The 14,125-nt window shown below is 31.0% G+C and carries 13 protein-coding genes and 1 other RNA gene; 5 read left to right on the forward strand and 9 right to left on the reverse strand.

Going from position 1 to position 14,125, the window contains the following annotated elements:
* Nucleotides 1–274: 274 nt before the first annotated feature.
* From U9O55_03790 to U9O55_03805, 4 genes are all read left to right on the forward strand, one after another.
* Nucleotides 275–736, forward strand: coding sequence for a transposase (locus U9O55_03790; GenBank protein MEA2088932.1), 462 nt, complete (start codon nt 275–277; stop codon nt 734–736).
* 849 nt (nt 737–1,585) lie between these two features.
* The gene (ftsA, locus tag U9O55_03795) at nt 1,586–2,863 is read left to right on the forward strand and encodes a cell division protein FtsA (GenBank protein MEA2088933.1); all 1,278 of its coding nucleotides are present in this window, start codon (nt 1,586–1,588) and stop codon (nt 2,861–2,863) included.
* An 81-nt stretch (nt 2,864–2,944) separates the two neighbouring features.
* Complete coding sequence (gene ftsZ, locus U9O55_03800; GenBank protein ID MEA2088934.1) at nt 2,945–4,138, forward strand: cell division protein FtsZ; 1,194 nt, start codon at nt 2,945–2,947, stop codon at nt 4,136–4,138.
* 57 nt (nt 4,139–4,195) lie between these two features.
* Nucleotides 4,196–5,248, forward strand: coding sequence for a PilT/PilU family type 4a pilus ATPase (locus U9O55_03805; protein MEA2088935.1), 1,053 nt, complete (start codon nt 4,196–4,198; stop codon nt 5,246–5,248).
* Nucleotides 5,249–5,311: 63 nt separating this feature from the next.
* Here U9O55_03805 and rplT read toward each other — a convergent pair whose 3' ends face one another.
* The 8 genes from rplT to amrS form a co-directional block, all read right to left on the reverse strand.
* Nucleotides 5,312–5,656, reverse strand: coding sequence for a 50S ribosomal protein L20 (rplT, locus tag U9O55_03810; protein ID MEA2088936.1), 345 nt, complete (start codon nt 5,654–5,656; stop codon nt 5,312–5,314).
* A gap of 38 nt (nt 5,657–5,694) precedes the next feature.
* A complete protein-coding gene (locus tag U9O55_03815) occupies nt 5,695–5,886 on the reverse strand; it encodes a 50S ribosomal protein L35 (GenBank protein ID MEA2088937.1) in 192 nt (63 codons plus the stop codon).
* 111 nt (nt 5,887–5,997) lie between these two features.
* Nucleotides 5,998–6,561 carry a translation initiation factor IF-3 gene (infC, locus tag U9O55_03820; GenBank protein MEA2088938.1) on the reverse strand — a complete coding sequence of 188 codons (564 nt, stop codon included), beginning with the start codon at nt 6,559–6,561 and terminating at the stop codon, nt 5,998–6,000.
* Between the two features lie 105 nt (nt 6,562–6,666).
* Nucleotides 6,667–7,065, reverse strand: a transfer-messenger RNA (tmRNA) gene (gene ssrA / locus U9O55_03825).
* Between the two features lie 91 nt (nt 7,066–7,156).
* The gene (gene smpB, locus U9O55_03830; protein MEA2088939.1) at nt 7,157–7,609 is read right to left on the reverse strand and encodes an SsrA-binding protein SmpB; all 453 of its coding nucleotides are present in this window, start codon (nt 7,607–7,609) and stop codon (nt 7,157–7,159) included.
* 485 nt (nt 7,610–8,094) lie between these two features.
* The gene (locus U9O55_03835) at nt 8,095–8,769 is read right to left on the reverse strand and encodes a hypothetical protein (protein MEA2088940.1); all 675 of its coding nucleotides are present in this window, start codon (nt 8,767–8,769) and stop codon (nt 8,095–8,097) included.
* A 399-nt stretch (nt 8,770–9,168) separates the two neighbouring features.
* Entirely contained in the window at nt 9,169–9,684 is a 516-nt protein-coding gene (amrA, locus tag U9O55_03840; GenBank protein ID MEA2088941.1) for an AmmeMemoRadiSam system protein A, read from the reverse strand.
* 8 nt (nt 9,685–9,692) lie between these two features.
* Nucleotides 9,693–10,727 (reverse strand): AmmeMemoRadiSam system radical SAM enzyme, encoded by a 1,035-nt coding sequence (gene amrS, locus U9O55_03845; GenBank protein MEA2088942.1) that lies wholly within the window; start codon nt 10,725–10,727, stop codon nt 9,693–9,695.
* 170 nt (nt 10,728–10,897) lie between these two features.
* Here amrS and U9O55_03850 point away from each other — a divergent pair, with 170 nt between their 5' ends.
* Nucleotides 10,898–11,776 carry a hypothetical protein gene (locus U9O55_03850; protein MEA2088943.1) on the forward strand — a complete coding sequence of 293 codons (879 nt, stop codon included), beginning with the start codon at nt 10,898–10,900 and terminating at the stop codon, nt 11,774–11,776.
* 244 nt (nt 11,777–12,020) lie between these two features.
* On the opposite strand, the gene gyrB is transcribed toward U9O55_03850, so the two are convergent.
* Nucleotides 12,021–13,994, reverse strand: coding sequence for a DNA topoisomerase (ATP-hydrolyzing) subunit B (gene gyrB, locus U9O55_03855; GenBank protein ID MEA2088944.1), 1,974 nt, complete (start codon nt 13,992–13,994; stop codon nt 12,021–12,023).
* Nucleotides 13,995–14,125: the final 131 nt, after the last annotated feature.

A 14,125-nucleotide genomic window follows, 5' to 3' on the forward strand; every position in this document is an offset into this window, starting at 1 on the left:
TAATGATTGCTCGTTTGCTCCGGGATTTCATCCTGATACTTGCTGGAATGAAGTGTCAAAAAGTTTTGCTTGCCCTGTGGGCTCTTTTGTTTATCTTTATGAAGCAGAAGGAATATGCAGTTTGCATGGGACCCTACACAAAATTGTGTATGAGTAGTAAAATATTAACAAATTTATTATTAATCCAAAAAACTATGTCAGACAAAAAACAATTAATAGTTAAAGAAAAAACAAATAAGCTTTTAGAAAAAGCATTAAAAATTTAAGAGAAAATTTGGATGAATTATCAATAGATAATTTCATAGGAAAAACGATTGAAACTTTAATGCATATTGAAAGAAATGAATATCTTAAAGAAATAAAAGATCCAAAAAAAGAAAAAGCAAACGGTCGTTATGGCAGAGCTATGAAAACTTTTTCAAAGAATTCATTATTTGTTTCAGTCCCAAGAACAAGATCTGGATTATTTTTTTCTGCAACATTAGAACTTTTAAAAATCAATAGAGAAAAAGTGGATCAAATAGCATTGTCATTATATAAAAAAGTAATGACCTCAAATGATATTAAAGAATTCTTAGACGAGATTTTTGAAAAAAATATGTCTCCCCTAAAAGTAAAATTAAGCAAACTATTTTTATTGATGAAATTCAATTTATTACAAGAAAGAATTACAAACATTATGGGGGCAATATTTGATTTATGGCGGTTATCCGAATGTCGCCTTGGTTTAAAATAATGATATTAAAAAAATATTATTAGAAGATATCGGCGCGTCTTATATCAAAAAAGATATTAGAGACGTTGGAATCAAAAATATTGATAAATATTTTGCTTTATTGAAAATTTTAGCTAATCAAACAGGACAGTTAGTTAATTTTCAAGAATTAGCCAATACTCTGCAGATAGCGCGTAAGACAGTTGAATAGTATTTATGTGTTATGAGAAAATCGTATCAAATCGTTTTAATTAAACCGTTTTATGAAAATATTCGCAAAGAGTTAACCAAGATGCCTAAAATATATTTTTATGATTTAGGATTAAGAAATGTTTTTTAAAATAATTACAGCCTGATTAATGTACGTTCTGATAAAAGGACATATTTAGAAAATATTGTTTTTAAAGAATTTTTAAACCAAATTAAAAGTATAGATGAAATTAAATTTTGGCGCGCTCAGGATAAAAATGAAGTTGATTTTATTATTAATGATGAAGCGTTTGAGGTAAAATTTGAATTAAGTAAGAGCATAGAAAAGAAATATTCGCAATTTAAAAAATTATATCCAGAAATGAAATTCAGTTTTTTAGACAACAGCCAAATTTTACAAAAGTTTTATCAATGGAAGATTTAATATTGTAAAATATAAAAAATTTTGCTTTTTAAAATATTATGTTATAATAAACTTGTGGCATAATTAGTTTTGTGACGAAGTTTTTAGATTTTGAAACAAATTCACCTAAATTTTTTTAGCCTGCCTATAGGCAAGGTAAAAAATCTTGAAGAAATTTGACCGAAATATCAAAATTGCAGTAGGAACTAATTATGTCACAAGTTTATCAATAACATTATGTTTTATATCGTTGTTTTATGAGGAATAATCAACTTATTTCAGGTCTTGATATAGGATCTGACAAAACTCGTTTAGTAGTTGCTCAAATTGAAACAGGGTCAGATGGTTATAAAAAAGTAAATGTTATAAGTTTGAGTGAAGTGGATACTGAAGGCTTTACAAAGGGAAATGTCTCTAATGTGGAATATTTAGTTTCCACAATTTCTTCCGTGTTGGAAAAAGCCGAAATTACGGTTGGTTTGCCAATAGAAAACGTTTGCGTTGGAATAGCAGGAGATCATATTATTTCAAAAATGAACAAGGGCGTTGTTGCTATTTCCAAAGCAAACAATGAAATTGGCGAAGATGATATTGAGCGCGCCGTAGAAATCGTAAGATCTGTGGCAATCCCTCCAAATTATGAAAATCTTCATATTATTCCAGTGATTTTTAATGTTGATAATCAAATTGGAATTAAAAATCCTATCGGAATGACAGGCGTTAGATTAGAAGTTGAAGTGCAAGCAATTAGCGGGCTTTCAACTCGCATTAATAATTTTACGCGCGCTATTCATAGAACAAGCTTGGAAATGGATTCACTTGTTTTTTCTATTTTGTCAACATCCGAGGCTGTTTTAAATAAAAAACAAAAAGAGCTTGGAGTTTTATTACTTGATATTGGACATACAATTACTAAGGGCGCTATCTTTGAAGACGAAGAAGCAATTTATACATTTAATATTCCTATTGGTTCTTCGCATATTACGGCAGATTTGGCAATAGGATTAAGATCTTCTATTGAAACAGCTGAGATCGTAAAAAAGAAAAATGGAACTTTAGATTTAGCTTCTATCAGAAGGACAGAACAGGTTGATTTGTCTAAATATGAAAATAGCGACAAGCCGCTTACGGCTGTCGCGCGGCAAAGAAATTCTTTTAGTAAAAAATATATTAATGAAATAATAGAAGCGCGGGTTGATGAAATTTTTTCTTATGTTGTAAAGGAATTGAAAAAATCAGGGAGATTTGGAAAGCTTCCGGCAGGGGTTGTTTTAACTGGAGGCGGGTCAAAGTTGCCATATTTAGTAGAATATGCTAAAGATAAATTAGCGCTTCCTGTTTCATTAGGATATCCAACAGGTTTTGCAAGCAGCGCTGATAAAATTTATGATTTGAATTATGCTACTGTTTGCGGGCTTATTATGTGGGGTGTTATAGATTCCGAAGCGCGTAAAGGTAAGGGGATTAAAATTAATTTTAATTTTTTTAATATAATCGGCAAAATTAAAAAAATGTTAAAGATTTTAATGCCATGATTAGTTAAAAGTTTATAAAATTAAAAGTAGAAAGTCTACAAAATTAATATTAAATTATAAAATTAAAAATTTATTAAATATATGGCTGAAATAAAACCAGACATTGAAACATTCGCAAAAATTAAAGTTATTGGCGTTGGTGGCGGAGGCGGCTCTGCTATAAACAGAATGATTAACGCCAAAATTAAAGGCGTGGATTTTTTAGCTGTTAATACAGATATCCAAGCTCTTTACGCTTCTAACGCGCCTATTAAATTACATATAGGCAAAACAATCACTCGCGGTTTGGGCGCCGGCATGGATCCTGAAATAGGGAGAAAAGCCGCGGAAGAAAGTCAGAATGAAATCAGGGACATTTTAAAAGGAGCTGATATGGTTTTCATAACATGCGGATTAGGCGGTGGAACAGGAAGTGGGGCGTCTCCTGTTATAGCGGAAATTGCGCGCGACTTGGGCGCTCTTACTATCGGAATTGTGACAAAACCTTTTTCTTTTGAAGGTGTTAAAAGAGCCGAGGTTGCCGAAGAAGCATTGTCGGATTTATCTGACAAAGTAGATACTATTATTTCTATTCCTAATGATAAAATTTTGGAAATTATTGATAAGAAGACATCTTTATTAAACGCGTTTTTAGTGTCAGACAATGTTTTGCATCAAGGCGTTCATGGAATAGCTGAAATTATCACAGGCGCTGGATTAATTAATGTTGATTTTGCCGATGTTAAAACTATTATGGAAGGAGCAGGGTCTTCGCTTATGGGAGTTGGCGAGTCAAAGGGGGAAAACAGGGCAGTTGAAGCGGCTAAAATGGCAATTGAAAATCCTTTGCTTGATTTATCAATAGATGGCGCGCGAGGCATTCTTTTTACGGTTTCTGGGGGCAGTAGCTTGACTATGAACGAAGTAAATGAAGCCGCTAAAATAATTACGCAGTCAGCTGACTCAGAAGCTAAAATTATTTTTGGCGCGATTATTGACGAAAATTTGAAAGACTCCGTAAGAATAACAGTTGTGGCTACTGGGTTTAACGAATTTTGCGTAAAAGAATTTAAAGACAAAACAATTCAAAAGGTTAGTGATAATTTTAAAATAAACAAAGTAAAAATTAATGTTAAAAAAGAAGATAAAGAAGGCGAAGAGTATAATAATCAAAACATTAAACATAAAAATAATATTTTTGTTGAAAAAAAACAGGAAAAATTAACGGAAGAAGATGTTGTTGAAGAAAAAGACGAATTAGACATACCTGCTTTTATTCGCAAGAAAATGAAATAGCTTTTTACTAAAATTTTAAGCTATAAATTAATTTATTTATATTTAATAATTTATTTTATGAACATTGACGATTTGTTTAGAGCCACTGTTAAAAAAAATGCTTCTGATTTGCATCTTATTGTCGGTCAGTATCCAATCATGAGGGTTAATGGAATTTTGTGTCCCGTGAAAGGCTCTAAAATATTAACGCCAAGCACTATCAAAGAATTAGTTTTTGACATTATCACGGAAAAGCAAAGGGATAAATTTTTAAAAAATTTAGAATTGGATGTGTCTTATGAAATCAGCAATTTAGCTCGTTTTAGAGTTAACTTGTATTTTGAAAAAGGAAATATTGGCTTGGCTGCCAGAGTTATTCCTAGTATTATTCCTACAATGAAAAATTTAATGATGCCTGATGTTGCTTATGATTTAATAAGAAGAGACCATGGATTAATTTTAGTTACTGGTCCTACTGGTTGCGGGAAATCAACAACATTGGCGTCTATGATTGAGTTTATTAATAATGAAAGATCAGCGCGAATTATTACATTAGAGGATCCGATAGAATTTGTTTTTCTTTCTAAGAAAAGTTTAGTCTCCCAAAGGCAGCTTCATACTGATATGTTAACTTTTGAATCCGCCTTAACTCATGTCTTAAGGCAGGATCCTAATATTATTGTAGTTGGAGAAATGAGAAATTTAGAAACAATAGCTTCAGCCATTACTTTGGCTGAAACAGGGCATTTGGTTTTGGCAACTCTTCATACGCATAACGCGTATCAAACTATTGACAGGGTTATTGACATATTTCCCGCTAGCCAGCAAAATCAAATCAGACTTCAGCTGTCTATGAGTTTAGCGGGCATTATCTCTCAAAAATTGATTAATGGGATTAAAGACGGCAGAATAGCCTCAAGAGAGGTTTTAGTTAATATTCCGTCCATTGGAAATTTAGTTAGAGAAAATAAAATAACTCAAATAAAGACTGTTATACAGACAAACGCTGAACAAGGAATGTTTACTATGGATCAAAATTTAATGGAATTATATAAAAAAGGGCATATTTCGTTAGAAACAGTGCAGGCAAATATATTAGATCAAGATATGATCGGCAAGAAGAAGAAATAATAATAAGTTTAAATAAAATAAAAAAATTCCCGCGTAATAAGGGAATTTTTTTATTTTATTTTTTTATTTTACTTTTTCAACAATTTTATTAAAAATTTCTTGATTGTTTTCAGCTAGATCAGCTAAAATTTTTCTGTCAATTTCAATCTTATTATTTTTCAGCTGTTTGATGAAAGTTGAATAATTTAGTCCTTGTTTTCTAACTCCGGCATTTATTTTGATTTGCCAAAGTTTGCGAAAATCCCTTTTCTTTTTTTTGCGGTCATTATAAGAATGGGCTCCAGCTTTTGTAACAGCTGTTTTCGCGAGCTTAATCAGATTTTTTCTTCCCCATTTAAAACCTTTAGTTTTGCTTAAAACTTTTTTTCTTTTTTGAGTATGTGTTGTTCCTCTTTTTATTCTTGGCATACGAAATTAGCTTTTTAGCTTTTTAGCTTTTAGCTTTGTTAGTTAATTAATTTTTTGATTGTTTTATGATTCTTTTTATTATTTATTTTTTTATCCCTTCGTTTTTTTGTTGTTGTTTTGCCTGATTCTTTTGAATTAAAATGATCTTGCCCGGCAGAGCGTTTTATAATTTTCCCTTTTTTAGTTATTTTAAAGCGTTTACTGCTTGCCTTGTGAGTTTTTATTTTCATAAATATAATGCGAATGCTCCGAATTATATGCAAATGCCACGATTTTTTTTAAGTTTATATCTGCATTATTCGTGTTTAATTCTTATTTAATTTTTTATATTATTATTTATTTTACTGTTTATAATTTATTATTGTTGAAAATCCATTTCCTTTATATTTAATAGGCTCTTCCATAATTAAAATTTGATCTGGATTTTCTTCTTCTATCTTTTTTATAAAATCTTTAATTATATTTATCGCGATTTCTTTGTGTTGTTTTTCTCTTCCTCTTAGGTTTAATTCTATTTTAACTTTATTATTGCCGCTTAAAAATTTTTTTGTCTGCTCTTTTCTGAAATTTATGTCATGTTTTCCTATTCTTAAAGAAAGTTTTACGCCTTTTGTTTCTGATTTTTTTTGTCTCGCGTTTTGTTTTTTTGCTTGTTTTTGTTTTTGATATTGCAATTTTCCATAATCCATTATTTTTGCCGTAGGAGGATCTTCTTTTGGAGAGATTTCTATTAAAGACAACTCTTTTTCTTTTGCCATTTTTATTGCTTCAAAAGTATCTACAATTCCTAAAAAATTATTATTTTCATCAATAAGTTTTACTTGTGGACTAGTAATTTGCTCATTGGTTCTATAAAATATTTTTTTTGGTTGATGTCGTTTAGATTTTCTTCTTGAATAACGCATTGTTATAGTTATATGAGATTATTAAGATAGTTAAGATATTTAAGATATTTGGGATTTTAATTTATCCTAATAATCTTAACTATCCTAAAAATCCTATTGAGAAAGTGGTGGAGATGAGGGGGTTCGCACCCCTGTCTGAAAAATTTTTAAAAAATAGTTATACAAATTTAGCTTGTTTTAAAATTTGAACCGCGCGGAATAAACAAGCAAACTTAAGCGTGATTCTATCCTTTACTTTTTAAACAATATATTTAAGGAAAATATACTGTCTGTCCTGCCTTATAACACCAGATTCTCTCCATGCAGGAAACAGAAAGTCTGATGCCAGCCATTGTTAAACAGCGACTGGAGAAAGACTATAGCCTTTGAAAGCTTGCGCTAACGCAGATTTAGTCTTTTGTACAAATGATTTTGCACTTATATTTTTTGATTGTTTTTAACGAGCTAATCAACGCTCGATTTGCTATTTTGAAAAAGTTTTTTCATCGAAAGCTATACATCCCCAAATTTTTATTGGATTATTGAGATGTTTAGGATTTTTAGGATTATTAGGATGGTCAATAAAATAGAATCCTAAATATCCTAACTATCCTAATCATTTTAATGATTTCATCCTTTCTCTTATCTTTCTGTCAATGTCCCTTTTTTTAATTGTTTCGCGTTTTTCATATTTCTTTTTTCCTTTAATTAAGCATATTTCAAGTTTTATCAAATTATTCTTAGTATATACTGAAATAGGGGCGATTGTCAAGCCCTTTGTTTCTAATTTTCCGCGCAATTTTGATATTTCATTTTTTCGCAGAAGAATTTTTCTTTTTTGTTCAGGATTATAATCTTTTTGCGTTTTTTTTGCCGGCTTGTATGGGCTGATTCGCGCGTTCATTAAAAATGGCTCATTATCTAAAAAAGTTATATAACTGCCTTTTAAATTGACTTGTCCTTGCTTTACTGACTTTACTTCCGCGCCAGTTAAAACAATCCCGGCTTCAAATTTTTCCAGAATTTCATAGTCAAATAATATTTTTTTGTTTTTTGCTAAAATCGGCATAGATTTATATAAAAATTATTTTTTAAAATTTTTTTTCTATTACCCCCCCCTCTAACTCCACCTACAAGGGGGAGAATTATAAAATATTTTCTCCCCTATATAGGGGAGGTTAGGTGGGGTAAATCCCCCTCTAAATTAGTGGGAGAAATTGTAATTCAGAAAAAATAATTTTAAAATAATTTTATATAATTAAGTCTATCATATACTTTAATATTTTCAATGTTTTTTATAAAATAAATTTTTTATAAAAAAATTTAAAAATTTAAAAGTTGACAAACTCGTGCGGTCGCATAGTTTTATCAATTTTTCTATTTTTTGTTTTTGTATTTTTATTATTATTTGTATATTTTTAATTGTTGTAAAATACTTGCGACCGCATCTATTTTACAACAATTTGAATTTTTTAAAAAAAATAATAAAAGAAGACAAAAAAATAAAACACGACAATTATGTCGTGTTTTATTTTTTAAAAAAGATTAACTTTTTTATTTAATCAACTTATCTAAAATTTGCGTTGCTTTGTCTTTACCTCCTAAGCCGAATGCTAATCCGCCAGCAAGAGCAATCATTCCTATAAACCCTGTAAATAATACGGTTATTAAAGAAGTTGCCACTCCTAATTGGACTAAAGCTGCCATAATTCCAAATATTAAAATGGCCCACTTGCTTATTGACCCTATAATTTTACTATTAGGTATTCTAGTTGTTTTTTCGCTTTTTGAAACAATATTTCCTATAAAATTAGCAATTAAAACAGTAAGAGCCAGAATAACAACAGCTACAATAACATTAGGAATATACAATAAAATACTGTTTAAAAATTGGGTAATTTGCGGAAGATTTAATATGTCAGTAGCTGCCATTAAGAAGACAAAAAATAAAAACCATTTAACTATATTTCCAGTTAGCGATGAGATATTGGTTTTAATTCCACCATGTTCCAACATATGGGTCAGTCCTATTTCGTCAGACGCTTTATTGATTTTTAATTTTTCCATTATTTTTGTTATAAGCATTCCCAAAGAAACAGAAATCATAACGCCGACAATAAAAATTATAATGGCGCCAAACAAATTCGGAATAAACGAAATTGTTTTTATCCATAAATTTTGCATAGAATTTGATACTGCTATTTCCCAAGATTGTGTGTTATTTAGCATTTAGTTCACCTCCTTTCTTATATTATTTAAAATATTTAATTTTGAAAGTTTTGTTTTAATGTTTTATTGATTTATATGTAAGAATCAAGAGCGTTGTTTACACTTTTTTTCATTCCGGAAAATAGATTTTCTAAGCGAGTCCGCGAGCTTTTAGAAAATCATTTATCCGGAATCTATGACTTCAATTGATTTGTGGTTATATATAGCGTAGATTCCGGATAAGTTAATTTCTTACGACTCGCAAGCTCGTCAAGAAATTATACTTTCCGGAATGACAACCAAGAAAAATTTTTCAAAAAGTGTAAACAACGCTAGTATATCTTACAATTTATATTATAACATAGAAATCAAGCAAATAGAAATGTAATGGCATTATTTTATTTTTTAAATTTTATAAAATTATCCGTGTTTTTCAATTGTAAAATAATACAGAATAGTTTTGTCAATTTTAGGATTAATACCTCCTTTTTCGCAGGCAATGGCTATTTGCTGGCTTGTTAAATCTATACCGTCTAAGTCAGGAAGAAGAAGCCCGCATTTTCCATCAACGCATTTAATAATTATGCCGTGTTTTTTAACATCATGATTTTTAATGTTTTTTATTAATTGTGGCGGATTTAAAATACTTATTTCATAATTCAAGTCAGGCAGTTCGTTTTTTGTAATAGGATAGAATCGAGTGTCTCGCGAGCAAGCTGAAACAGCGTTGCTGATAATTTCTTTTGCAATATTTTTTTTAGTTGGAATATAAGTTCCAATGCATCCGCGCAATTTATTCTTATTTTTAATAGTTACAAAAACGCCTGCTTTTTTAAAATAAAAATTATCAGGCAGATTTTTTGGAACACTAATAATAGTGTTATTTTTTATATAAGATTCTATTGTTTGTTTTACTAATTCAATATATTTGTCCATAATTGTAATTAAAAAATTCCTTGAATTTGAGTTTTGCAATCAGCGCATTTTCCTTTTTTGTCTTTTTTTTCTATATTATAACCGATTCTTTCAACAACAATATTATTGCATTGTGGGCAATAAGTATTTTCCATTCCATTTTTCCAAAGATTTCCAACGTAAATATATTTTAAACCTTCTAGTTTTCCTATTTTATAAATTTTTTCTATTGTTTTAATCGGCGTGTCAGGAATATGTTGAAGTTTCCATGAAATCGCTCCTGAAAAAGCGCTAATATGCCAAGGAACAAAATCCCCAAGTTCATTTTTTATAAATTTAGCTATTTGTTTTAATGTTTTTTCATTATCAGAAAGAGTGGGGATAATTAGAGTAGTTATTTCCAGCCAAATTTTTTCTTTTACCAATCGTTTACAATTTTCTAACACAGGTTTTAATTTAGCTCCGCAGTTTGATTTGTAAAATTCATTATCAAATGATTTAATGTCAATATTAACAGCGTCCACATATTTTATTATCAAATCCAATGTTTGTTTTGACATAAATCCATTAGAAATCCAAACATTTTTAATTCCTTTTTTTCTTGCCAGTTTCATTGTGTCTAAAGCGTATTCTAAAAAAACAGTCGGCTCATTATATGTGTAGGCAATGCTTTTACATTTTGTTTTTAATGCTTCGTTAACTATTTGTTCTGGTGGAACAGGATATCCAAAATTTAATTTTTTATAATTTGCGACCGTTCCTTTATATCCGAATATTTGAGAAATATCGTAATTTTGACAATTCTTGCATCGCATATTGCATCCAACGGTTCCAAAAGAAAGAGATTTTGATCCAGGGAAAAAATGAAAAAGAGGTTTTTTCTCAATAGGATCAACATTTAGAGCAATAGCTTTGCAGTAAGTTAGCAAGTATAATTTTCCTTTTATGTTTTGCCTTATTCCACAGATTCCAGTTTTGTTTTTTTTGATTTTACAAAAATGAAAACAAGTTAAGCATTGCAAAGTTTCAGAATCAATTTTTTTATAATTTAAACATTCCTTCATAATTTTATTTTTTTATAACTGCTTTTATTATATCAAATTACCTATTTTTAGCAATTTGTATTGACAAAATAGGTATTTATGCTATACTGCAAAAATATAAAAATAATTTGCACATTACAATATAATTTTAAAAACGAAAACATCTTTTAAAAACAGAAAAGGAGAAAAAAATGAAAAAGAAAGAAATTACATTGGGCAAGGCGATTTGGAAGGCGATATTATCTTTTATTTTGGTGGCTATAGGGTTTTTTCTTGCTTCAAAAGCTGAGGGAGGGACATACAACGGAGTTGATCCCCAGATTTTTGATAAGGGGACGATGGTGGTTTATACTACTGACGCTCACAGAAAAATCGTGAGTCCTGACAAGTCTTGGACTTGGTATAATTCCGGGCATATTGTCCTACGCCAGCCAGGCGTTTTTGGCACAGCTCGAGTGAATAGAGGAGGATATACTTTAACCAACTCCTTTGATTCGTTTGCCGCTGAAGAGTTGACTTGGGCGCATTATTCCTTTTTTCTTTTTAAAGGAAATTTGCCTGAAGAGTATGATCCAGTTAAGCCTGCAGAAGATCGTATTTGGAAAGAGCTGAATCAATCAGCTCGGGTAATACGAATTGATAAATTGGCAAAAAATTTTTATGTGGTTATGTATGTTCGCAGCGACCACAAAAAATTTGAGCTTGAGGAGGTTGACGGCTATCCGCCGTTTAATCTCGGGGATAATATTGGGATTACCAACAACGGAATCCTGATAGATATGAAAGTAAAAAGCCTTGATCCTTTTTCTCTTAAGGCAATTTTTACTTATCAGAAGATGATTATCCCTGTTAACAATGTTGTTCTGTTGGATCCGACTTTTTTTCAGCGACCTACAGAACTAAAAACAATATTTATTCATTATGATTTTTTCGCAAAAGCGTTTTTGTATGAACATCCAGAGGTTGCCGCGCTTTACAGGCAAAGCGGCGATCCTGCTGTAATCAGGATAATGAAGGAGGGGATTAAACTTCAATTTCGCAAACCAGTGGAATATGAGGTTTTAGAATAATCAATAAAGCATAACAAAAAAGCATAACAAACGCGGAGACCAATCGGTCCCCGCGTCTTTTTTTATAAAATATTTTTTATTATAAAATTTCCCAACCCCCTTTTTCAAAGGGGGGCTAATGAAAATTATTTAAAATAGTTCCCCCTTTAGCAAAGGGGGATTTAGGGGGATTTTAAAATAAAAATCTAAGAATCCTCCAACTTTCCCGCATCAAGCGCGGGACAGGCTCTTTTTTAAAGGAGAACTAAATGTCCAAATTTTTCACGGTCTTGGCGTTAGCCTGTATAAAATGTTTCCGCGCGTAAACATCCGCCCCCATTAATGCGTCAAAAATAGAGTTTGCTTCTTCCGCGTTTTCTATAACTACTTTTTTAGTTACTCTTGTGGCAGGATCCATTGTTGTTTCCCAAAGCTGTTCAGGATTCATTTCTCCTAAACCTTTATATCTTTGAACATTAATTCCTTGCGAGCCAGCGTCTTCTTCTGGCTTTTCATTTTCTTTTGTTTTTCTTTTTGATTGAAATTCTTGCATAATCAGATTTTTTTCTTCTTCATTAAAAGCGTATTTAAAAGTTTTTCCAACTGATATTTTATAAAGAGGGGGTTGCGCGATATAAAGATACCCGCCAGTAATTATTGGTTTTAAATATCTATAAAAAAATGTCAACAGCAAAGTTCTAATATGCGCTCCGTCAACATCAGCATCAGTCATAATTATAATTTTATGGTATCGTATTTTTTCAAGATCTAACTGATCTCCAATATTAGTTCCTAAAGCTATAACTAAATTTTTTAATTCATTGTTAGCCAAAATTTTATCCAATCGTGCCCGTTCAACATTCAGAACTTTTCCCCTTAAAGGCAAAATTGCTTGAAATTCACGATTGCGTCCTTGTTTAGCCGACCCTCCAGCTGAATCTCCCTCTACAATATAAAGTTCTGATTTTTCAGGTTTGCGAGAAGAACAATCAGAAAGTTTTCCAGGAAGAGTCATACCGTCTAACGCGCCTTTTCGCAAAACAGAATCACGCGCCGCTCTTGCCGCTAAACGCGCGCGTGAAGCAATAACGCATTTTCCAATAATTGCCTCAGCTTCTTTTGGATGTTCTTCTAAAAAAAATTCAAAATTTTTAGAAAAAACGCTGTCAGCAATTGATTTTACTTCAATATTGCCAAGCTTGGATTTTGTTTGACCTTCAAATTGCGGCTCTTTTACTTTAACGCTTACGATTGCCGTAAGGCCTTCGCGAACATCATCGCCTGTTAAATTAATATCTTTTTCTTTTAGAATATTTTTTTTGCGCGCGTAAGAATTTAAAACTCTGGTTAGAGCTGTTTTGAATCCAGCCAAATGGCTGCCACCTTCTGGGGTATGAATATTATTCGCGAAAGTAAAAAGCTCTTCCTGATAATCGCTGTTATATTGCAAAGCGATTTCAACATTAACCTCATCTTGTTCTTTTTCAGTATAAAAAACAGTTGGATGCTTTACTTCTTTATTTTGATTAAGATGTTTTACGTAAGAAGCGATCCCGCCTTCAAAATAAAAGCAATATTCTTTTTTATTTTTAACTTCATCTCTTTGGTCAATAATATTTATTTTTATGCCTTTTGTAAGGTATGCTTGCTGTCTTAATCTGTTAAGAATTTTTTTCCATTGAAAATCAATTTCCTTAAAAATTTTAGGATCTGGCTCAAAAGTAATAGTTGTTCCCGTATTTTTAGATTTGCCAACTGCTTTAACATTTTTTATTGCTTTACCGCATCTGTATTCTTGCGCCCAAATTTTTCCATCTCTTCTGATTTCCGCTTTTGTGTAAATAGAAAGAGCGTTTACAACTGAAATTCCAACGCCATGCAAACCGCCTGAAACTTTATAGCCTTGTCCTTCAAATTTTCCGCCAGCGTGCAAAGTGCACATCACGGTTTCCAAAGCTGATTTTTTTGTTTGTTTATGTTTTTCAACTGGAATTCCGCGCCCATTGTCGCTTACTTCAACCATATTATTTGGCAAAAGTTTTACAATAATATGATCGCAAAAGCCAGCCATTGCTTCGTCAATTGAATTATCAACAGTTTCCCAAATTAGATGATGCAATCCTTCAATACCAGTATTGCCAATATACATTCCAGGCCTTTTTCTTACTGGAGCTAATCCTTCCAGGACGGTAATTTGGTCAGCTGAATATTCTTGTTGTTTATTATTTTTTGTTGCCATATTTATATTTAAGATCTATTGAATAAAAAAATGCCTATCATGGCAGATATACTTTTATAATACTATTAATTTAAATAATTAGCAAGAGTTTTGGATTTTTTTATTTTACAACAGTTTATATTTTTGGTATT

The organism is Patescibacteria group bacterium (genome assembly GCA_034660655.1).
GTDB lineage: Bacteria > Patescibacteriota > Patescibacteriia > JAACEG01 > JAACEG01 > JAACEG01.